The sequence below is a fragment of the Bradyrhizobium sp. USDA 336 genome, from assembly GCF_044908355.1.
GTDB lineage: Bacteria > Pseudomonadota > Alphaproteobacteria > Rhizobiales > Xanthobacteraceae > Bradyrhizobium > Bradyrhizobium yuanmingense.
The window spans coordinates 329,424-350,367 of sequence record NZ_JBIYDC010000002.1; the positions used below are offsets into that span (position 1 = coordinate 329,424).

General features: G+C 65.0%; 20 protein-coding genes. 5 read left to right on the forward strand and 15 right to left on the reverse strand.

Annotation, left to right across the window (positions count from 1 at the left end):
* Positions 1-2: 2 nt before the first annotated feature.
* The 7 genes from ABIA45_RS02325 to ABIA45_RS02355 all read right to left on the reverse strand — a co-directional run bounded on the left by ABIA45_RS02325 (position 3) and on the right by ABIA45_RS02355 (position 7,822).
* Positions 3-764, reverse strand: coding sequence for an SDR family NAD(P)-dependent oxidoreductase (locus ABIA45_RS02325; protein WP_404651001.1), 762 nt, complete (start codon positions 762-764; stop codon positions 3-5).
* On the reverse strand, positions 761-1,609 hold the full coding sequence (locus tag ABIA45_RS02330) for a sugar phosphate isomerase/epimerase (protein WP_271537342.1): 849 nt from the start codon (positions 1,607-1,609) through the stop codon (positions 761-763). Before ABIA45_RS02330 ends, ABIA45_RS02325 begins: the two co-directional genes overlap by 4 nt.
* Positions 1,606-2,370, reverse strand: a complete 765-nt coding sequence (locus ABIA45_RS02335; RefSeq protein ID WP_271537344.1) for an SDR family oxidoreductase — start codon at positions 2,368-2,370, stop codon at positions 1,606-1,608. Before ABIA45_RS02335 ends, ABIA45_RS02330 begins: the two co-directional genes overlap by 4 nt.
* Positions 2,363-3,052, reverse strand: coding sequence for an acylneuraminate cytidylyltransferase family protein (locus tag ABIA45_RS02340; RefSeq protein ID WP_271537346.1), 690 nt, complete (start codon positions 3,050-3,052; stop codon positions 2,363-2,365). The genes ABIA45_RS02335 and ABIA45_RS02340 overlap by 8 nt, the downstream gene beginning before the upstream one ends.
* Positions 3,052-4,971 carry an N-acetylneuraminate synthase family protein gene (locus tag ABIA45_RS02345; protein ID WP_271537348.1) on the reverse strand — a complete coding sequence of 640 codons (1,920 nt, stop codon included), beginning with the start codon at positions 4,969-4,971 and terminating at the stop codon, positions 3,052-3,054. The genes ABIA45_RS02340 and ABIA45_RS02345 overlap by 1 nt, the downstream gene beginning before the upstream one ends.
* 22 nt (positions 4,972-4,993) lie before the next feature.
* On the reverse strand, positions 4,994-6,370 hold the full coding sequence (locus ABIA45_RS02350; protein WP_271537350.1) for a CBS domain-containing protein: 1,377 nt from the start codon (positions 6,368-6,370) through the stop codon (positions 4,994-4,996).
* 228 nt (positions 6,371-6,598) lie between these two features.
* Positions 6,599-7,822 (reverse strand): phenylacetate--CoA ligase family protein, encoded by a 1,224-nt coding sequence (locus ABIA45_RS02355; protein WP_404539569.1) that lies wholly within the window; start codon positions 7,820-7,822, stop codon positions 6,599-6,601.
* 86 nt (positions 7,823-7,908) lie between these two features.
* On the opposite strand from ABIA45_RS02355, the gene ABIA45_RS02360 reads away from it, so the two are divergent.
* A complete protein-coding gene (locus ABIA45_RS02360) occupies positions 7,909-9,060 on the forward strand; it encodes an AGE family epimerase/isomerase (protein WP_157285545.1) in 1,152 nt (383 codons plus the stop codon).
* 12 nt (positions 9,061-9,072) lie between these two features.
* On the opposite strand, the gene ABIA45_RS02365 is transcribed toward ABIA45_RS02360, so the two are convergent.
* The 6 genes from ABIA45_RS02365 to ABIA45_RS02390 all read right to left on the reverse strand — a co-directional run bounded on the left by ABIA45_RS02365 (position 9,073) and on the right by ABIA45_RS02390 (position 16,237).
* Positions 9,073-9,912 carry an ABC transporter ATP-binding protein gene (locus ABIA45_RS02365; protein WP_036043328.1) on the reverse strand — a complete coding sequence of 280 codons (840 nt, stop codon included), beginning with the start codon at positions 9,910-9,912 and terminating at the stop codon, positions 9,073-9,075.
* A 160-nt stretch (positions 9,913-10,072) separates the two neighbouring features.
* Positions 10,073-11,356 (reverse strand): ABC transporter substrate-binding protein, encoded by a 1,284-nt coding sequence (locus ABIA45_RS02370; RefSeq protein WP_036015698.1) that lies wholly within the window; start codon positions 11,354-11,356, stop codon positions 10,073-10,075.
* 42 nt (positions 11,357-11,398) lie between these two features.
* Positions 11,399-12,472, reverse strand: coding sequence for a branched-chain amino acid ABC transporter permease (locus ABIA45_RS02375; RefSeq protein ID WP_157285543.1), 1,074 nt, complete (start codon positions 12,470-12,472; stop codon positions 11,399-11,401).
* Positions 12,473-12,475: 3 nt separating this feature from the next.
* A complete protein-coding gene (locus ABIA45_RS02380; RefSeq protein ID WP_036029874.1) occupies positions 12,476-13,369 on the reverse strand; it encodes a branched-chain amino acid ABC transporter permease in 894 nt (297 codons plus the stop codon).
* Between the two features lie 118 nt (positions 13,370-13,487).
* Positions 13,488-15,419, reverse strand: a complete 1,932-nt coding sequence (locus tag ABIA45_RS02385; protein ID WP_404651002.1) for a long-chain fatty acid--CoA ligase — start codon at positions 15,417-15,419, stop codon at positions 13,488-13,490.
* On the reverse strand, positions 15,416-16,237 hold the full coding sequence (locus ABIA45_RS02390; RefSeq protein WP_128266395.1) for an ABC transporter ATP-binding protein: 822 nt from the start codon (positions 16,235-16,237) through the stop codon (positions 15,416-15,418). The genes ABIA45_RS02385 and ABIA45_RS02390 overlap by 4 nt, the downstream gene beginning before the upstream one ends.
* 335 nt (positions 16,238-16,572) lie before the next feature.
* Here ABIA45_RS02390 and ABIA45_RS02395 point away from each other — a divergent pair, with 335 nt between their 5' ends.
* The 4 genes from ABIA45_RS02395 (at position 16,573) to ABIA45_RS02410 (ending at position 18,675) form a co-directional block, all read left to right on the forward strand.
* Positions 16,573-17,253, forward strand: a complete 681-nt coding sequence (locus ABIA45_RS02395) for a Crp/Fnr family transcriptional regulator (RefSeq protein ID WP_036015705.1) — start codon at positions 16,573-16,575, stop codon at positions 17,251-17,253.
* Positions 17,237-17,983, forward strand: a complete 747-nt coding sequence (locus tag ABIA45_RS02400) for a helix-turn-helix domain-containing protein (RefSeq protein ID WP_404651003.1) — start codon at positions 17,237-17,239, stop codon at positions 17,981-17,983. Before ABIA45_RS02395 ends, ABIA45_RS02400 begins: the two co-directional genes overlap by 17 nt.
* 61 nt (positions 17,984-18,044) lie before the next feature.
* Entirely contained in the window at positions 18,045-18,263 is a 219-nt protein-coding gene (locus ABIA45_RS02405) for a DUF4287 domain-containing protein (RefSeq protein ID WP_036015710.1), read from the forward strand.
* Between the two features lie 10 nt (positions 18,264-18,273).
* On the forward strand, positions 18,274-18,675 hold the full coding sequence (locus ABIA45_RS02410; protein ID WP_404651004.1) for a DoxX family protein: 402 nt from the start codon (positions 18,274-18,276) through the stop codon (positions 18,673-18,675).
* A 19-nt stretch (positions 18,676-18,694) separates the two neighbouring features.
* On the opposite strand, the gene ABIA45_RS02415 is transcribed toward ABIA45_RS02410, so the two are convergent.
* Both ABIA45_RS02415 and ABIA45_RS02420 read right to left on the reverse strand, forming a co-directional pair.
* Entirely contained in the window at positions 18,695-19,957 is a 1,263-nt protein-coding gene (locus ABIA45_RS02415; protein WP_404651005.1) for an MFS transporter, read from the reverse strand.
* A 124-nt stretch (positions 19,958-20,081) separates the two neighbouring features.
* Positions 20,082-20,924, reverse strand: a complete 843-nt coding sequence (locus ABIA45_RS02420; RefSeq protein ID WP_404651006.1) for a uroporphyrinogen-III synthase — start codon at positions 20,922-20,924, stop codon at positions 20,082-20,084.
* Positions 20,925-20,944: the final 20 nt, after the last annotated feature.

Below are 20,944 nucleotides of genomic sequence, written 5' to 3' on the forward strand. Positions count from 1 at the left end.
GTTCAGCTGCGCAATTGGCCGCCGTCGGCGACCATGACGCTGCCGGTAATGAACGCCGCGCGCGGCGAGGCGAGGAATGTGACGAGGTCGGCGACCTCTTCCGGCTTCCCCAGCCGGCGCAGCGCCACCTCGCGAACAAGCATGTCCTCGACCGCGGCCCTGTTCTCGGCGAGCTTGCGCGCCCAGGTGCCCTCGGCGGCGAGGATGTTGCCGGGCGCGACCGCATTGATGCGGATGCCCTCGAGCGCCAGCGGGCGTGCCAGCCCGCGCACGGTGGCGTTCAGCGCCGCCTTCGCGGCATAGTAGGTGACGGGCGCGCCCAGCGCCGCCATGCCGGCGATCGAGGAGATGCAGACGATCGACCGGTCGCCGCTGCCGCACGCCATCAGCGGCCGTGCAGCCTCGATCATGTTGGTCGCGGCGAAGAGATTGAGGTCCATCACCCGCGACCATTCCGCTGCATTCTCCTGCCCGGGCGGCACGGAAGCACCGCTGCCGACGTTGCAGACGAGAATGTCGAGGCGCCCCCACTGCCGTTCGACCTCGTGCAGCAGCCTCGCTGCGGCAGCCGGATCGGTGACATCGGCCACGTGGACCGACGTGCTGCCGCCGACCGTAGCCCGCGCGGCATCGAGCGCATCTGCGCCGCGGGCCGCGAGCGCGACTCTGGCGCCTTCGGCGGCGAGCGTCGTCGCGATCGCGAGCCCGATGCCGCGGCTGGCGCCGGTGACGAGCGCGACGCGATCATCCAGCTCGAGCTTCATCGCGCGGCATCCTCGATCCAGCGAACCGTCATGTCGCGATATGTCGCCAGCGCGCCGGCGTGATCGCCGTCGCCGGCCCGCGCGGTTTGCAGGATGTATTGTCCCCGATAGCCGGAGCGCTCGATCAGCCGGATCGTCTTGGCGAGATCAGCGTTGCCGGTGCCGAGCGGCACGGTGGTGCCGCCGCGCACGCGGTCCTTCACATGGACGTTGAGAATGCGGGGCGCGTAGGCCTCGATCTCCTCGGCGCTGTCGTAGCCCAGCGAGGCGCTGTTGCCGCTGTCGTAATTGATGCCGAAGACCTCCGCCGGAAACGCCTCCATGAAGCGGGCGAGGTCGCGCGGTGGCAGATCGGACTCGAAGACGATCTTGACGTTTTGTCTTATGAGCTGCTCGCGGCGGGCGATCAGCACCCGCTTGAGTGTGTCGCTCTCGCTCTCGCGCTCGATCTTGCCGTTGTCGACCAGCGGGATCACGATGAACGCGATGCCGATGCGGCTGCAGGCGGCAATCAGGAGATCGAGATCGTTGACGAGAGCATCGCGCACGACGGCATCGACCTTCCAGAACGGCGCCTGCATGAAGCAATCGCCGGTCAGGCTCGGGATGCGCACGCCGTTCTCGCGTGCCAGCGTCAGAATCTCCTGTTGTCCCGGCTCGGTCATCAGCGGGTTTTCGCGCAGCCGTTCCTGATCGATGGTCCATTCCATCCGCCTCAAGCCGAGCGCCTTGGCGCGGGGAAATTCCTCCTGCCATTCGTTCCACGGGAACGCCTGGATCTTGCCGTCGACCAGGGCCGACAGGCGTCCCTGCATGAAGCCGATGCGGTCGAGCGTTGCGGTCACGATGTGCTATCCGAACTAATGGCGAGGCCCTTGGCGGTCCAGCCGCCGTCGACAAAGATTTCCTGGCCGGTCACATAGGCGGAGGCTTCCGACGCGAGAAAGACGGCGGCACCCACCATGTCGGCGGGTTGCCCCCAGCGGCCGAGCATGGTGTGGCGGCGCCGATCCTCGTGCATGACGGGGTCGGCATAGCTCTTCGCGGTCATCTCGGTCGCGACGTAGCCCGGCGCAAGTGCGTTGACGCGGATGCCGTCCGGTGCGTAGTCGGCGGCGAGTGCGCGCGTCAGCCCGGCAAGCCCCGCCTTTGCCGCGACGTAGCCGGGATTGCCGGGGAAGCCGCGCACAGAATTGATGCTGGTGACGTTGACGATCGCCGCCGAGCCCGCGTTCTTCAGGAGCGGATAGGCGGCGAGGATGGTGGCGTAGACGCCGGTGAGATCGGTTGCGACCGTGGCGCGGAAGCGCGCGAGCTCGCTTTCGCCGCCTTCGGCCGGAAGACTGATGCCTGCGGCATTCACGAGTGCGTCGATGCGATCGCCTTTTGCCGCGATGCTGCGGAATGCGCCTTCGATCGCGCTGTCGTCGGAGAGATCGCAGGCAATGGCGGTGACGCCCTGCGGCGCGATTCCGGACCGGCTGAGGCCGAACACGGTGGCTCCGGCATTCTTGAGGCCGCTCGCAATCGCCGCGCCAATGCCGCGCGAGGCGCCGGTGACCACCGCGATCTTGCCTGCGAGCGAGAAGGCGCTGAGATCAGGCATAGCCGTAACTGCGCATGATGGCGGCGCAAAGCTTGACGTCCTCGGGGCGGTCGATCTGGAACATCTTGTGACGATCCATGACGTGGAAGCCGATCTTGCCGCCGAGACGATTGTTCTGCTCGCGCAGGAGGGATGGGATCAGGACGTAGAACGAGCCGTTCTCGAGGTAGCGCTTCTCGATCTGCTGGCGCATGCGGCGGTTGCGATAGTCGTAATTGATCGGCTCCGGGCCGTTCGCGCCGATCCGCCAGTTGAAGTAGTCCTCGACCTCGCAGACGGACAGCAGGCTGTCGAGATGGTCGCGATCGAAGGTCCCAAGCGCGTTCTCGATGTCGCTGGGCTCACGGATCGGCGATGTGGCCTGAAGCGCGACCACGCGCTCGAACCGGCCCAGTCGCGCCTCGGTCGCATCGAGGGCATGCAGCCAGGCGGATTCGGAGGAGGCGAGGTCGCCCGAAATGTCGTCCGGGCGCCGCACGCCGACCGCGCCGGCGGCCTCGGCCGCGGCGAGGATCGCCTCGCTGTCCGACGAGACCGCCACCACGTCGACGCCGCGCGCCGCGCGAGCCTGTTCGACCGTCCAGGCGATCAGGGGCTTGCCGCAGAGATCGAGCAGGTTCTTGTGCGGGATGCCCTTGGAGCCGCCGCGCGCGGCGATCACAGCCAGCGTCTTGCGCGCCATCAGATGTGTCCCTCCAGACGCTCGAGCGCGGTCCAGAAGCCTTCGCCCATGTTCTTGTGGCCCTGCCATATTTCGGGAATGAACGAGGCCGTCGGTGCATGCTTGCGCAGCACCTGTCCGATCTCGTCGAAATCGATCTCGCCTTCGCCGATCTGGAGACCTTCGCCATCGAGGCCCTTGGCGTCGCCGAAATGCAGATGCGCGGTGTGCGGCCCGAGCTGGGCGAGGCCTTGCGCGAAGTCGAAGCCGAAATGATTGGCGGCGAGCTTGGTGTGGGAGATATCGACGCACATGCGCAAACCATGCTTGGCGCAGAACGCGGCCGATTCCTCCGGGAAGATGAAGATGTTCTGGTGGCGCTGGCCGCCGAAATGCCAGGGGAATGGCGCCATGGTCTGCGGCGTCAGCTCGACGCCGTCCATGTCGAGCTCGGTCAAGCTCTGCGCAAAGATGCGGTAGCGCTCGGCTTTCTCTTCCGGCGGCAGCGGCTCGTCCATGGTGAAGCCGCCGATATTGGCGACGATGGGCGGGCGCTTGGTCTTGGGGAAGAACTTCTTCAGGCCGCGGGTGATGTCGATCACCGCCTGCGTCTGCTCCAGCGAGTAGCGCCGCAGCGCCTCGTCGGGCGTTGCAAGGTCCATCAGCTTGGAGCCGGCAAACAGCTCCGGCGCATGCACGACGAAACCGAGATCATAGGTGCCCGACAGATAGGCCGCAGGATCGCGCTCCATGTCGCTGTAGCTGAGATGGAATTCGATGATGTCGGGCTCGCAGATCTCCAGGAAGCGTTCGGTATCGTGATAGCGCACCGGCACGCCCCACGGGCGGTCGAACCGGTAGCGCCGCGCCTTCGCGGCGCCCTCATTGATGTCGCTCTGGAAGAAATAGTCGTCCGCCGCCATCGTTCGCGTCAGCTTGCGGCCGAGCAGCGCCGGCATCTTCAGCGGCGACAGGCCCTGTCCCGGGCTCTTCACGGCAATATCGCTTTCGGAGATCACGATGCCGGCCGACAGGTCGCGCGCGGCCACCAGGCTCTTGGCGAGGTTTTCGCGGTTGATCAGCTCACCCTGACTCAGCGCGCGCTCGGCCAGCTTCTCGCCGCGGGCCGCTTCCACCTCGCGAATGCCGGAGACGAGCGCCTTGAATTCCTCCGGCTCGAGACTTGCGGCATGGTCGGGACCTTCCATCTCGCGATCGAGCGTGATGTGGCGCTCGATGACGACGGCGCCCAGCGCGACGGCGGCCGTCGAAACGGCAATGCCGCGCTCGTGGCCGGAATAGCCGACGACCGGATGGATCTCGCGCAGCGTTTCCATGAAACGCAAATGGATGTTGTGGAGCGCGGCCGGATAGGTGCTCTGGCAATGCAGCAGCACGTAGCTGGCATTGCGGTCGTCGAGGAACTTCGCCGCGGCCTTGATCTCGTCCGTCGTGCTCATGCCGGTCGAGACGATCAGCGTCTTGCCGGTGGCGGTGAGGCGGGCGAGCAGCGGCAAATTGGTGAGGTCGGCCGAGGCGACCTTGTAGGCCTCGACGCCGAAGCTTTCGAGCACGGCGACGCTCTTGGCGTCCCAGGGCGTGCAGAGGTACTCGATGCCCTTGGCTGCGCAATATTCGGCGATCTTCTTCTGCTGTGCAGTCGGCAGCTCGAAGCGGCGCAGAAGATCGAGCGTATATTCGACGGCGAGGTCGTCGTCTTTCCCGGACAGGCTCGAGGCGCGATAGACCTCGTCGAGCTTGCGCATCTGGAATTTGGCGCAATCGGCTCCGGCCGCGACCGCGGCATCGACCAGCGCAATGGCGCGGTCGAAATCGCCATTATGGTTGTTGCCGATCTCGGCGATGACGTAGCAGGGTTCGCCATCGCCCAGAAGACGGTTGCCGATGCGGACCGGAGCAGGCTGTTTGGGCGATGTCATCAACATTCTCGTCTCATATGCGTCAGGCTAGCTGGGCGGGAACACGCGATTTCCACGTCCGCAGCCCGTTCTCCTCGAACATGATGCGCGAACAGCTGTGCCCCTGCTGTTCCAGCGCCGCGATCAGCTGGTAGCGTTCGAACGGACGGACGAAGAACATGAAGTAACCGCCGCCCCCGGCCCCAAGCAACTTGCCGCCGACCGCGCCATGCTGCTTGGCAAAATCATAGATCGCGTCGATCGCGTCCGACGAGATCTTGGAGCTCAGCTTCCGCTTGGCGTGCCAGGCCTCGTCGATCAGCCGGCCGCATTCCAGCAGTTGACCGCGCAGCAGATGCCGCCTGATGTCGCGCGTCACTTCCTTCTGCTTGGCAGCCGCGGCCACCGCGTCGCTGGTCTCGTGCTGAGCCTTCTGGTCGCGATGAATGGCGCCGGAATCGCGCCCCGAGCCGACGTAGCAGAGCACCAGGCTCTCCTCGAGCTCGGCGATGATGTTGGGATCGAGGCGAAGCGGCACGATGGTGTTCTGGTCGGAGAAGAATTCCATGTGATTGAATCCGCCGAACACGGTGGCGTACTGATCCTGCCAGCCGCCGGGGATGTTGAGCATCAGCCGCTCGGCCTGGAAGGCCATCTCTGCGATCTCGTGGCGGTCCCACTGGTCGCTGCGAAATTCGTTGAAGCAGCCGATGATCGCCGACGAAACCACCGCGGAGCCGCCGAGGCCGGAACCGACCGGGAAGTCGGCGGACAGTTCGAGCTCGAAGCCGTAAGTCGGCTTGATCAGGCGCACGACCGACTTGATCAGTGCGAGATCTCCGCCCGTTCCGAGCTCTGCGAGGTTACCGGCTTCGACCGTGCGGCGGAAGTCGTGCGAGTAGATCCGGATGCTGGGATCGCTCCGGCGCCGCAACGTCGCGTGAGCGTACATCTTGATCGTGGCGCTGATGACCGCGCCGCCGTCATTCGCCACGAAGTAATGCGTCAGATCGGTGCCGCCGCCGGAGAAGCTGATCCGCACCGGCGAGCGGGCGCGCGCGAACACCTCGCTCTCTTCCGACAGGTTGAACAGTTCGCGGCTGAACACGTCGACCAGCCGTCCCTCGCCATCCAGGATCGGCACCACGTGGACGCGCTGGTCGAGCAGCTTGAGGATCTGCTCGCGTGGCCCGCCGGTCGGTGCCCAGACGAATTTGCGGTTGATGCAGGACCCAACCCGGTCCTGGATCGTGATACCGGTCAGCATGCGCCTGCGGATGTCGCCGTCCGTCACGGCGCCGACGATTCGCCCGCTCGCGTCCTGCGCGAACAGGATGCCGAGCATGTTCGCGTTCAGGCGCCGGAAGGCTTCCTCAATGGTCTCCGTCTCGGCGATCGTGACGAGGGTTCGGTCAAGCACGTTTTGGGGTCCAGAAAGGGCCGATTCCGGCCATATCGCAGCGTCTGGTAATACGGGAGCAGCCCGGACGATGCAAGGTTCCTGCGCCCGGCGGCATCGCAGCCATGGCCCGAGGGTCGGGCTCTACGCTCGTCATCTTCGTCGCGCCGCGAGCTCGTTCCGCGCTCCCGCATTCGCGGAGGATGTGCTCAGCCCCGGCAATGACCTGCTGTCGAAATCGAGCTGAGGTTAGCGCTCGTCGACGATGACCTTACCGTCATTCGGCAGCGTGCCCGGACCGACCAGCTCGACGGCTCCTCCGAGCTTCGTTATCGCGCGCAAGCTGGCCGCGATGTCGTCGCGGAGCGAGTCGCCAGCAGTCGTGGCTTCCGCTCTCAACGTCATGGCGTCGGTCTCGCCTTGGCGCGTGACGACGAGGCGAAGTCTTCCGAGCCCCGCGTGGCGCTTGCCGATCTCGGCGATCTGCTCGGGACGGACGAACATGCCCTTGATCTTGGTGGTCTGGTCGGCGCGGCCCATCCAGCCTTTGATGCGCATGTTGGTGCGCCCGCACGGGCTCGTGCCGGGCAAGGCTGCGGTGAGGTCGCCGAGCGCGAGCCGGATCCAGGGATGGTGCGGGTCGAGCGAAGTCACGACAATCTCGCCGACGTCACCTGGTGCGACCGGATCGCCCGTGCCGGGCTTGACGATCTCCAGGATCAGATCCTCGTTCACGACCATGCCTTCGCGTGCCTCGGTCTCGAAGGCGATGAGGCCGAGATCGGCGGTACCGAAGGCCTGGTAGGCATCGATGCCGCGCCCCTTGATCTCGGCCTGCAGCGAGGGCGGGAACGCAGCGCCCGAGACCAGCGCGCGCTTGATCGAGGAAACGTCACGCCCCGAGCTTGCCGCGGCATCGAGCAGGATCTTCAAGAAGTCCGGCGTGCCGCTGTAGCCGACCGGCCGGTAGGCCTCGATCAGCTCGAACTGCTGCTCTGTGTTGCCGGGGCCGGCGGGGATCACCGCGCACCCTAGCGCCCGCGCCGACGCATCGAAGATGAATCCCCCGGGGGTGAGATGGTAGCTGAAGGTATTGAGGACGATGTCGTCGGGGCGGAACCCGGCTGCGAACAGCGCCCTTGCGCCGCGCCAGGGATCGGCTTGTCGCCCTTCCGGCTCGAAGATCGGACCGGGGGAGGTGAAGAGACGGGCGAACGAGCCAGGCGCCGCCGCCACGAAGCCTCCGAAGGGTGCGGAGGCCTTGTGCAGGGCGGGCAGTTCCGACTTGCGCAACACCGGCAAATCCGCCAGAGCCGCCCTGGAGGTCACGGCGGCGGGATCTAAGCCTTTGAGCCGCTCGGCATAGGCCGGGGCGGCCATCGCGGCTCGCAGCACCTCCGGGAGGCGGGCGAACAGGTCGGCCTCGCGCGCGGCCTGCTCACGCGTCTCGCGGGCGTCGTAATGGGCGGTCATGGCTGTTCTTTCCGTGTTGGCATCCGTTGCGCGCCGCCACCGGCATGGCTATCAGACCGCCATTGGCGAGGCTTGAAAGGGATCCGATGGCGGACGAAGGAATCATCGCGGCCGACGAGGCGTCGAACGTCGTTGCGCGCCTGAAGCGCCGTATGATCGACGCGGCGCTGCCGCTGTGGTCGACGGTCGGCTGGGATCACGCCGCGGGCGGCTTCATCGACAGGCTGCACCGCGACGGTGCGGCGGATGCGGCCGCGCCCCGGCGCGTGTTCGTGCAGGCCCGCCAGATCTGGTGCTACGCCAAGGCGGCACAGATGGGCTGGTATCCCGAGGGGCGCGCGATTGCGCTGAAGGGGCTGGAGCACCTGCTGGCCAAAGCGAAAGCGCCCGATGGCCGGCCCGGCTATGTGCACCGGCTGACGCCGGACGGATCGGTGCTGGATGCCCGGCGCGATGCCTATGACCACGCCTTCATCCTGTTTGCGCTCGCCAGCGTCTATGCGCTCGACCAGGATGCGCAGGTCCGCGCCGAGATCGATGCGCTGCTCGCCTTCCTCGACGGCCACCTGCGCTCGCCGCATGGCGGCGTTCACGAAGGCCTTCCGGTCTCGCTGCCGCGCCGGCAGAACCCGCATATGCATCTGTTCGAGGCGATGATCGCGTGCTTCGAGGCGACGCATGATCTGTCGTTCCAGAACCGTGCCGGAGAATTCTTCGCACTGTTCCTCGCCAACCTCTACGACAAGCAGAAGCACGTATTGTCCGAGTATTTCGAGGAGGACTGGTCGAAGATCGAGCCGGTCAGCGTCGAGCCGGGCCACCAGGCGGAATGGGTCTGGCTGCTGAAGAATTTTGAACGCATCACGGGATGCCCGACCGGCCAGCGGCGTGCGGAATTGCTGGAGACCTCGCTGCGCTATCGTGACGAGGCAACGGGCTGCCTCGTCGACGAGGGCGATGCAAGCGGCAACATCCGCCGCAGCACGCGCCGGCTGTGGCCGCAAACCGAGATCGCGAAGGCGTGGATCGCGCAGGCCGAATCTGGCGAGGCGGGTGCGGCGGACGAGGCGCGCGCGGCGTTGGTGCGGCTCGAACGGCATTATCTCAGCCATCCCGTCAAGGGCGGCTGGTACGACCAGTTCGATCGCGACGGCAGATCGCTGATCGACATCATTCCTGCGTCGTCGTTCTATCATGTTCTCTGCGCGGTCACGGAAGCCGAGCAGGTGCTCGGCTAGGCTCCTTGTGGATCACAGCCAGCGCTTGCGCCGCTTGAAGCTCTTGAGGTTCTTGAAGCTCTTGCGCTGGTCGCCGGCGCCGCCGAGGTAGAATTCCTTGACGTCCTCATTGTCGCGCAATGCGTCGGCGCTGCCATCGAGCACGACCTTGCCCTGTTCCATGATGTAGCCGTGGCTCGCCACGGAGAGCGCCGCGCGTGCATTCTGCTCGACCAGCAGGATGGTGACGCCGAGATCGCGGTTGATCTTCTGGATGATCGAGAACACCTCTTTCACCAGCAGCGGCGACAGGCCCATCGAAGGCTCGTCCATCAGGATCATCTTCGGGCGCGCCATCAGCGCGCGGCCGATTGCGAGCATTTGCTGCTCACCACCGGAGAGATAACCGGCAAGGCCGGTGCGCTCCTTCAAGCGCGGGAAATAGCTGAAGACCATGTCGAGATCGGCATCGACCTCGCGGTCCCGGCGCGTGAAGGCGCCGAGCTTGAGATTCTCGAGCGAGGTCATGTCGGCGACGATGCGCCGGCCCTCCATCACCTGGAAGATGCCGCGGCGGACGATCTTGTCGGGATCGATGCCGTTGATCCGCTCGCCCTCGAACAGGATCTCGCCGCGCGTCACCTCGCCGTCCTCGGTCTTGAGCAGCCCCGAGATCGCCTTGAGCGTCGTGGACTTGCCGGCGCCGTTGGCCCCGAGCAGCGCCACGATCGCGCCCTTGGGCACGTCGAGGCTGAGGCCGCGCAGCACCAGGATCACATCGTCATAGACGACCTCGATGTTGCGCACGGCGAGGAGGGGAGCGGACGCCACGGCGGTTGGCTTGGCGCGGGATGCTTCGAGGGTGTCGGTCATGCTTCAAACTCCGCTGTCGTCGCCCGGCTTGACCGGGCGACCCAGTATTCCAGAGGCGCCTGAGATTCATCGAGAAGCCGCAGCGTACTGGATCCCCCGCCCGGGTGCGCAATTGCGCACAACGCGAGGGATGACAGTGTTCGCGTGGTGAAAGCCGGGCTCACCACCCCAGCCATTCCGGCTTGCGCGGCAGCTCGACGGTCTTGACCTTCTCGAGCTTGATCGTGCCGTTGGCCATCAGGTCGTTCAGGTCGGCATTGGTCGAACCGGAGACCTTGGTGCGATAGAGATCGACCTTGAGGGTGCCGCGATGGTCCTTGTTGGTCCAGGTCGAGGGATTGCAGACGCCGTCCATGCCGGCCGGCACCCAGTCCTTCTTCTGGTAGAAGCCCTTGGCGACGTTCTCACCGGTGGCACCTCCGTTCTTGGCGGCCCAGTCGAGCGCTTCCCTGGCGTAGAGAGCGCTACAGACGCCTGCGATATAGTGCACCGGGCGATAGGCCTTGCCGCTTGCATCCGATATTTTCGAGATTTCCATCACCGTCTTCATGCCTGGCGCGTTGCCGCCCCAGGTTACGGCCGTGCGTAGCGGGAAGACGACGCCGTCGGCGGCGTCAGCCGCGGTCTTGGCGGCGTTCTCGTCCATGCCCCAGACATTGCCGAGGAACTGCACGTCCACGCCGGCGGTCTTGCAGGCCTTGAGCACGGAGATGTTCGAGGCTGCGGTGTTGCCGAGATAGGCGTAGTTGGCGCCGGAGCTCTTCAGGCTGAGGCATTGCGCGGAGTAATCGCCGGGCGTCAGCGCGAACACGATCGGCGGCAGCACTTCGAAGCCGAGCTCATTGGCGATCGCCTCGCCGGCGGCCTTCGGCGCGTTCGGGTACGGATGATTGCCGCCCATATGGACGAATTTCGGCTTACCGCTCTTGCCCTTGGCCTTCCAGTCTTCCGCTGCCCAGGTCACCAATGCCCGCATCGCGTCCGAATAGCTCGGACCGTAGAAGAAGTTGTAGGGCGCGGGTTTGGCCTTGCCGCTCACGCCTTCCGGATCGGTCAGCGCCGCCGCGTAGGAGGCGGAGATATAGGGAATCTTGTCCTGCGCGACAAAGCCGGTCAGCGCTTCGGTATCGGCGGTACCCCAGCCCATGATCGTTGCAACCTTGCCATCCGGCGCCGACCACTTCTTGTAGAGCGCGATCGCGCGCGGCACCTGATAGCCGTAGTCGTTGGTATCGAGGTTGACCTGCTTGCCGCCGATACCGCCGTTCTTGTTGATCCAGGCAAAGGTGTCGGCGACGGCCTGGCCGTAGGGCGTGCCAACGTCCGACGTCGCACCGGAGTAGTCGGCGAGATGGCCGACGGCGATCTGGGCCTGCGCACTGGCCGCAAAACCAGCGATCGCAAATGCGAGCGACGCGGTGCTTAAAAGCGATTTGGTCTTCATGGGTTGGTTCCTCCTGTTATCGTTTAAGTGAAGTAGCCGTGCTCAATGCGAGAACGGGTAGAGTTTCCAATACGCCTTGATCTGTCGCCAGCGATGCGCGAGCCCATCGGGCTCGAACATCAGGAATGCGATGATGATCACCCCGATCGCGATCTCGCGCAGAAAGGTGATGTTGGTGTTAAGCGAGAGCGCCTTGTCGATCGCGCCGCCCTTCAAATGATGGCTGATGAACTCCATCGCCTCGGGCAGCAGCACCACGAAGGCGGTGCCCATCAGCGTGCCCATGATCGAGCCGGTGCCGCCGATGATGATCATGGCCAGGAACAGTATTGAGCGCTCGATGCCGAAGCCTTCCTGGGAGACCACGAGCTGATAGTGCGCGTAGAGCGCGCCCGCGATGCCGGCGAAGAAGGCGGCGAGACCGAACGACAGCGTGCGGTACCTGGTGAGGTTGATGCCCATGATCTCGGCGGAGAGATAATGGTCGCGGATCGCCACCAGCGCGCGGCCATCGCGCGTGCGCATCAGGTTGGTGACGAGGATGTAGCTCAAGAGCACGTAGGCCAGCACGACATAGAAATATTGCCGGTCGCCCCGCAGCGTGTAGCCGAAGATCGAGAACGGCTCGGCGCTTGCCGGCACCGATCCGCCTGAGAACCACTCGGCGCGCGAGAAGAAGTCGAGCAGGATGTATTGTGCGGCGAGCGTCGCGATGACGAGGTAGAGTCCTTTCAGCCGCGCCGCGGGGATGCCGAAGACCAGTCCGACCAGCGCGGTGACGAGCCCCGCGAGCGGGATCGCAAAGAACACCGGGATCGGCGCGTTGTTCGAGATGTAGGCCGAGGTGAAGGCGCCGAGCAGGAAGAAGGCCGCGTGTCCGATCGAGATCTGGCCGGTGAAGCCGACCAGGATGTTGAGGCCGAGCGCCGCGATCGAGAAGATGCCTATCTGGATCAAGATGCTGAGCCAGTAGCCGCTGAAGAATTGCGGCGCGAGGCAGAGCAGTGCGACGCCCAGAATTGCGAAGTTGCGGCTGGTGGTGGTCGGAAAGATCGTGGTGTCCGCGGCGTAAGTGGTGCGGAAATCACCAGCGGGGATGAGGGCAGGGCCGGCCATGGGTCAGATCCGCTCGATGTCGTGGGTGCCGAACAGGCCGTAGGGCTTGATCATCAGCACGATGATGAGGACGTAGAACGGCGCAATCTCGTAGAGATTGCCCCAGTGCAGATACTCGCTGTCGACATATTGGGCGACGTTCTCCAAAAGCCCGATGATGATGCCGCCAAGCACGGCGCCGCCAACCGAATCCAGCCCGCCGAGGATCGCCGCCGGAAACACCTTGATGCCGTAGGCAGCAAGGCCCGAGGACACGCCATTGACCACGGCGACGACGACGCCCGCGACCGCCGACACCGTCGCCGAGATCGCCCAGGCCATCGCGAACACGCTCTTGACGGAAATGCCGAGCGACTGCGCGACCTGCTGGTTGAACGCGGTGGCGCGCATCGCAAGGCCGTATTTCGAGGCGCGGAAGAACCAGGCCATGCCGATCATCATCGCAACCGACACCACGAGGCTCATGACGTAGACGGTCTGGATCTGCAGTCCGAACAGGTCGACCGACTGGCTCTCGAACACGCGCGGAAACGGCTGCGGATTGACGCCGAACATCCATTTCAGCGTCGCCTGCAGCACGGTGGAGAGGCCGATCGTCACCATGATCACCGAGATGATGGGCTCGCCGATCATCGGCCGCAGGATCAGCACCTGCACCGCGATGCCGAACACGAACATGAACACCAGCGTGATCGGCATGCCGATCCAGAACGGCACCTGGTATTTCGCAAGCAAGGCCCAGCACACCCAGGCGCCGACCAGCAGCAATTCACCTTGCGCGAAGTTGACGACTTGCGTCGCCTTGTAGATCAGCACGAACGACATCGCGACCACGCCATAGAGCGTGCCGACCACGAGGCCGTTGACCAGGAGCTGGATGAGGAAGGCGGTGTTCATGTTGGGTGACTCGGCCCGTCATTGCCGGGCCTGACCCGGCAGTCCATCGATGCGGAAGGAAGGCTGTTCGGAAGAGGATGGATGCGCGGGTCAAGCCCGCGCATAACGAGGATCTGTATCACTCCGCAGCCTCCGCCATGTGCCCGTGCCCGCCGAGGTCCACCACCCGCAGCGTCGTTCGCACCCGCTGCGTGGTGCCGTCCTGGAAGCGGATCACGGTGTCGACGGGGATGTCGGAATCGCCGCGGTAGATGGCATCGATGATGCCGGCGTATTTCTCGTTGATGACGCCGCGGCGCACCTTTCGCGTCCGGGTGAGCTCGCCGTCGTCGGCGTCGAGCTCCTTGTAGAGCAGCAGGAAGCGCGAGATGCGCTGGGCCGGCGGCAGCGTGCCGTTGACGGTCTCGACCTCCTTCTGCAGCAGGGCGTAGACCTCCGGCCGTGAGGCGAGGTCGCTGTAGGTCGTGAAGGAGAGCCGGTTCTTCTCCGCCCATTTCGAGATGATGGAGTAGCGGATGCAGATCATTGCCGCGAGCGCGTCACGGCCGGCCCCAAGCACCACGGCTTCGGCGATATAGGGCGAGAATTTCAGCTTGTTCTCGATGAACTGCGGCGAGAAGCGCTCGCCGCGCGAGGTTTCGGCGAGATCCTTGATGCGGTCGATGACGACGAGCTGGTTGTTGGCGTTGAAATAGCCGGCGTCGCCCGAGCACATCCAGCCGTCCTTGATGTCGGCGACGCTGGCCTCGGGGTTCTTATAGTAGCCGAGGAACATGTTGGGGTGCCGCACGACGATCTCGCCGACGCCGTGGACGTCGGCATTGTCGATACGGATCTCGACATTATCGGCCATCGGTACGCCGGTGGTATCAGGATCGACCTTGCCCTCGGGATGCAGCGTGTAGGCCCCGAGCAGCTCGGTCTGACCGTAGAGCGTGCGCAGCGGCACGCCCATGGCCTGGAAGAACTTGAAGGTGTCAGGCCCGAGCGCCGCACCGCCGGTCGCGGCCGAGCGCAACCGGGTGAAGCCGAGGCGATCGCGCAGCGCGCGGAACAGGATCGCGTCGGCAAAGCCGGAGCTCTTGCCCTGTTCGAGCGCGGCAAGGCCCGACTTCATACCGATGTCGAACAGGCGCTGCTTGAAGGGCGTTGCGTCCATCACCTTGGCACGGACGTCGGCGGCAATCGATTCCCAGACGCGGGGCGCGAACAGCACGAAGGTCGGTGCGATCTCGCGCAGATCGTTCATCATCGTGTCCGGCTCTTCGACGAAGTTGATCTTCATCCGGCAGAGCAGACCTTTGCCGAGCACGTAGACCTGTTCCATGATCCAGGGCAGCGGCAGCACCGAGACATATTCATCGTCGGGACCCTTGGGGTCGAAGGCGAGATAGGTGGCGCAATGGCCGAGTACGCGGCCGGCGGCGAGCATCGCGAGCTTCGGATGCGAGGTGGTGCCGGACGTGGTGCACAGGATCGCGACGTCCTCGCCCCTCGTGGCATCGACCAGCCTGTCGTAGAGCTCCGGCTCGCGTGCAGCGCGGGCGCGGCCGAGCTCGGCGAACTTCTCCGCCGGCATCAGGCGCGGGTCGTCGTATTTCCGCATCCCGCGCGGATCGGAATAGATGATGTGCTTCAGCTTCGGCACGCGCTCGGCAAGGATGAGCAGCTTGTCGACCTGCTCCTCGTCCTCGGCGAAGACCAGCTGCGCCTCGCCATAGTTGAGGAGATAGGAAGCTTCCTCGTCCAGCACGTCGCGATAGAGCCCGAGGCTGAGGCCGCCAATGGCATGCGTCGCAACTTCTGCCGCGACCCAGTCGGGCCGGTTGTCGCCGATGATGCCGATGACGTCACCGCGGCCCAGGCCGAGCTCGATGAGGCCGAGCGCGAAATCGCGCACGCGCGACTGATAGTCGTTCCAGGTGAAGATGCGCCAGAGCCCGAGATCCTTCTCGCGCATTGCGATCTCGTTGCCGTGCTCCCTGGCATTGAGCCGGAGCATCTTCGGATAGGTGTCGGCCTGCGCGACGCGGCCCGCATAATCCATCATGCCGCGCTCTCCTGCGCCGGAGAGGCATCATCGGGATCGACCAGCACCTCGTCCTCTTCGCCGAGATAGGCGCGCCTGACGTGCGGATCGGCGAGCACGGTCGCCGGATCGCCCTCGGCGATCTTCTTGCCGAAATCCAGCACCATGACGCGGTGGGAGATATCCATCACCACGCCCATGTCGTGCTCGATCATCACCACCGTCATCCCGAACTCCTCGTTGAGATCGACGATGTAGCGGGCCATGTCCTCCTTCTCCTCGAAATTCATGCCGGCCATGGGCTCGTCGAGGAGGATCAGGCGCGGCTCCAGCGCCATGGCGCGGGCGAGCTCCACGCGCTTGCGCAGGCCGTAGGAGAGGGTGCCGGCGGTGGCCTTCCGCACCGACTGCAGATCGAGGAAGTCGATGATCTCTTCCACCTTGCGACGGTGCTCGAGCTCCTCCTTGCGCGCGCCGGTGAGCCAGTACAGCGAGCCTGTGAGGAAATTGTTCCTCAGCAGGTGATGGCGGCCGACCATGATGTTGTCGAGCACGCTCATGTGGTGGAATAGCGCGAGATTCTGGAAGGTGCGGCCGATGCCGAGTGAGGCGCGGGCATTCGGCGTCAAGCCCGTGATGTCGCGGTCCTGATAGAACAGCTGGCCTTCGGTCGGCTTGTAGCGGCCGGAAATACAGTTCACGATCGAGGTCTTGCCGGCGCCGTTGGGGCCGATGATCGAGAACAGCTCGCCATCCCTGATAGCGAAGCTGACGTCGGTCAGCGCACGGACGCCGCCGAATCGTAAGGACACGCCGCGCACTTCGAGACTGGTAGCCACCAAACGAATCCCTCCCGGTGATGGCGCTTGATTGGCGCTCTTCCGTTCCTGCCAGGCGATCCTAGTACGGTCGTGCCGGCCAGACCATGCAGCTATTGGTCTCGACCGGACCGGCGCCACCTTCGTTCCCGTGAGGGATCAAAAGCCGCATCGCCCGAGGTGGTCCTCAATAGGGGAAAGCGCTATTTTGAAATGTCTCCGGCCTGACAATTCTGCGACAAAGTTTGTCGGCCCGAGCGGGTCTTCATCTTTCGTCGGATGGATGGGCCGAAGCGATTCTGTTGCAGTGCAACAGGAGCAAGGGGTGACAGAACGGTGCGGCTGGCTTCGAGATCATGATTTCAGAGGATCATCTGAAGCGCATTGCCGCCTGGTCGCGTGAGCTCACACCAGCCGAGATCGAGGTTGCGCGCGCCGGAATCACGGAACGGTCCTACGGCACCGGCGAGAGCGTGTTCATGCGCGGTGATATCTTTGCCTATTGGGCCGGCATGGTGGGCGGCCTTGCCCGCATGGGCGGGGTCTCGCGCGACGGCAAGGAGACCAGCCTTGCCGGGCTGACGGCAGGGGCCTGGTTCGGCGAGGGCAGCGTGCTCAAGAACGAGCCGCGCCGCTACGACGTGGTCGCGCTGCGCGACAGCCGCATCGCGCTGATGGAACGCAGCGCCTTCATGTGGCTGTTCGAGAACAGCGTCGGCTTCAACCGCTTCCTGGTGCGCCAGCTGAACGAGCGGCTCGGCCAGTTCATCGGCATGCTCGAGGTCAACCGCACGCTCGATGCCACCGCGCGCCTCGCCCGCAGCATCGCCTCGCTGTTCAACCCGATCCTCTATCCGGAATCGACCGCGCATCTGGAGATCACCCAGGAGGAGATCGGAGCGCTCTCCGGCATGTCCCGCCAGAACGCCAACCGCGCGCTGAACCGGCTGGAGAAGGAGGGGCTGCTGCGGCTCGAATATGGCGGGGTCACGATTCTCGATATCGCGCGGCTCGGGAGCTATGGGGAGGAACGATGATCTGCGCATTCCCGGTGCTTCCGTGCTCATAGAGTTCGACGATCGCGCGTCGGACTCGCCTTACGTCGAGCGGGTATGGCGCAGCCGGAGCCGGCGTGGCGGCTCGTTCCTGTCGATGGCCGAGGGAAATATTGAGCTTGTGGTCACCAGGCTCCCGGAGCTTCTGGCGGTGACGCTCCGAGGGCCGGTCACCCGCGGGACACTCGTCGAATGTCCCGCGAACGGCGAATGGCTCGCGATCCGGTTTCGGCTGGGAACCTACCTGCCGCAGATGCCGACGAGCGCACTGATCGACCATCAAAACATGCAGTTGCCGGTGCTGCCCAACGGCCGTTTTCTGTTTTCGCGTCTGAGCTGGGACATTCCAGGCTACGACGATGCGGAAAGTCTCGTCGCTCGCATGGCGCGCGCGGGTGTCATCGCACGCAGCCACGCGACCGATGCGGCGATCGACGGCGACGTCGACTGGATGAGCCGGCGTTCGGTTCAGCGCCACTTTCGTCGCGTTACGGGCATGACGTTCAGCAGCCATCAGCAGATCCAGCGGGCGCGTCGCGCCGCGGCCTTGCTGGTGAGCGGCAGCTCCGTTCTCGACGCGACATCGGGCGCCGGCTATTTTGATCAGGCCCATCTTACCCGCTCGGTCAGGCAACTGATCGGCATGACGCCTGCGCGCCTCTCGCGCGAGCGGCCGCAATTGTCGTTTTCATACAAGACGACCGCGTCCTGACCGCAATATGCCTGGATCGCTCCGGCCGCGCTGGTGGAGCGAACATCGGAGGAGCGCTGCGGTGAGTTTCAAGGCCTATCTCGACAATATCCAGGCCAAGACCGGCAAGAGCCCGGACCAGTTTCGCAAATGGGGCAAGGACCGGGGTTTTTCGACCGGGGCGGGATTGGCCGCCGGCGTGAAAGCGGGTGCCATCGTGGCCGCGCTCAAGGACGAGTTCGGCCTTGGCCATGGCCATGCGATGGCCATCGTCGCGCTTCTCAAGGGGAAGGCGTCGTAGGGTGATGACGATGTCCACGTCGAGACATGTGGCCGGCTCCGTCATGAGCGGGCTCGTGATTGCCTTCATGTTGTTTGATGCCGGGATGAAGCTCGTCCCCCTGGACGTCGTGATCAACGCGACCGCCGAGCTCGGCTATCCCCCGTCGGCCGATCTGGCGCGCGCGCTGGGCGTGGTGGCGCTGGCCTGCACCGCGCTCTACGCCCTCCCGCGAACGGCCGTGCTCGGTGCGATCCTGCTGACCGCCTATATGGGCGGCACCGTGGCTGTTCACTTGCGGGTCGGCAACCCGCTCTTCAGCCATATGCTGTTCGGCGTCTATCTTGCTGGTCTTGCCTGGGGCGGTCTCTATTTGCGCGATTCGCGGGTGGCGGCGTTGCTTCCACTGAGATCGCCGCCGGAGGAGGTCTGACGTCGTTGCGGGGACGCCGTCATCGCGCATTGGCCGGCGCGTGCGCCGGCCACAGATCGGCGCGCCAGCGGATCGCGATTGCCAGCATCGCGACGAATCCTGCGCCGGCATAGAGCGCGCCCGTCGCGGAATAGCCGATGACGTCGATCAGGCTGCCGGCCGCGAGCAGTCCGATCGGCAAGCCATAGATCACCATCATGCGCACGCCCATGACACGGCCGCGCAGATGTGCACTCGCGGTGCGCATCAGGATGACGGCAGCCGAGATCATCGACATGCTCTGGGTGATACCGGCGAGGACGAGGCAGGCCATCGCCACCGGCATCGTCCTGACCTCGACGAACACCAGCAGCATGGCGTACCAGGCCAGCGTTGCGCCGATCAGAAGCCGGGCAATGCGTACGCCACCGACCAGGCTGAGCGTGATGGAGCCGATCAGCGAGCCGACGGCGAAGCTCGCCGAGAGATATCCGAGGCCGGTCTGGTCGGTGTGAAAGATCTCCCGCGCGATGTAGGGCAACAATCCGCCCGTGAAAGGAAATGCGGTGAGATTCGCCAGAAAAGCGACGCACAGCGCCGCGCGCATTGCCGGCCCGTTCCAGGCATAAACGATCCCCTCTTTGAGGTCGCCAAGCAGCCGCGAAACGGTGTGGCTGCTTGCGGGAAGATCGCTCGTGATGACGGTCCTTTTCGGCCGAGTCAGGCAGAGCATGAGAAGCGCTGCCGTGAAGTAAAGGCAGGCGATCGCCATATAAACGAGGCCGATACCGAGCACGGCGAACAGCCCGGCCCCTGTCAACGCTCCGGCAATGCGCGCGCTGTCCTGGGTCGTGCGCGCAACGCTGATGGCGCCCACCAGCTGCTCGGCCGGCATGATATCGGCGAGCAGCGCGCCGCGAACGCCGAGATCGGAGGGGCGGATCAAGCCCATGATCGTGACGATGATCATGACGCTCAGCGGAGACAGATGACCGCTCAGCGCCAGGACCATGATGGTCGACGACAGCGCCGTATAGGCAAGGCGCATGACAACCAGGAGATCGCGATGGCCGATCCGGTCGCCGATCATGCCGAACACGGGCGCGACCAATGTTCCGACGAACTGGAGTGAAGCCAGCAGCGTGAGCAGCAGCACCGAGCCGGTCTCGACGATGACGTACCAGCCGAGCACCAGCGTCTCGACCTCGAAGGCCCAGGAGGTGAGCAGATCGGACGGCCACTGGAAGCGGTAGTTGCGGATGCGGAATGGCGCGAGCGCCGAAGGTCGTGCAGTGGCGCTCACAACGCGATGACGCGTGTCACGGCGATTTCCTTAACCTTGTTGTTTCTTCTTGCTGTGGCGCAACCTAACGCTGGCGATGCCGGTGTCAATTGCAGCCGCCGCAGGCCGCCCCCGCGCTCGGCTCTTACCTCGCTGCGCTGGCCGCTTTCCTGTCGGCCAACGCAGTTGCCATGGCCGAGATCAGAGGACGCATGAAGTAGGCTTCGTCGGCGGGTGAGACGTCCGTGCGCAAGCCATGCGCTGCGAGCTCGCCGGAAACGGCCGGGCCGACCGATGCGATCAGCGTGCGTTCGAGACCTGCGCGCAGCTTCGTCTCGCTGCCACGCGCCTTGGCAATCTCGATCAGCCGGCGGACCTGGCCGAGATTGGTCAGGGCGATCGAGTCGATGCGTCCCTCTGCCATGTCGTCAATGGCGGCGACGATGTTGGCATCGGCAGCCTTGGAATCGTAGACGTAGGGCAGCACCGTATCGACGTCGGCGCCTTGCGCAGCCAGCGCGCCGGTCAGCGCGCTGTGATCCTTGTCGGGATAGAGCTGGAGACCGAGGCGCCGCCCCTTCAGGTCGAGTCTGGCCAGCATCTCGATCACGCCTTCGGTGGTCGGCTTCTCCGTGGTCTGCTGCGCCTCGAGGCCGATCTCGCGCAGTGCCTTGCCCGGCTTCGGGCCGCGGGTGAATTTTTGCGCTTTGGCGAGCACCGCGACAAGGGCGGCGTCGAGCCCGCGGGCACGGGCGAGCTTCATGATGCGGCGCAGGCCTTCGCCGGTCATCAGCACGAGATCGTCAAAGGGCTTGTCGATGGCGCGGCGGATCCAGGCCTCGACTGGAGCCGGATCCGGCGCATCATGGATGGTGAACATCGGGCATTGCACGACCTCGGCGCCTTGCTCGGCCAGAAGCTTGGAAAACTGCGCCTCCTCGCGCGTTTCCAGGATCAGGATGCGGTAGCCGTTCAAGCGGTCGGCCATGGGTATGCTCCGTTGAGAAT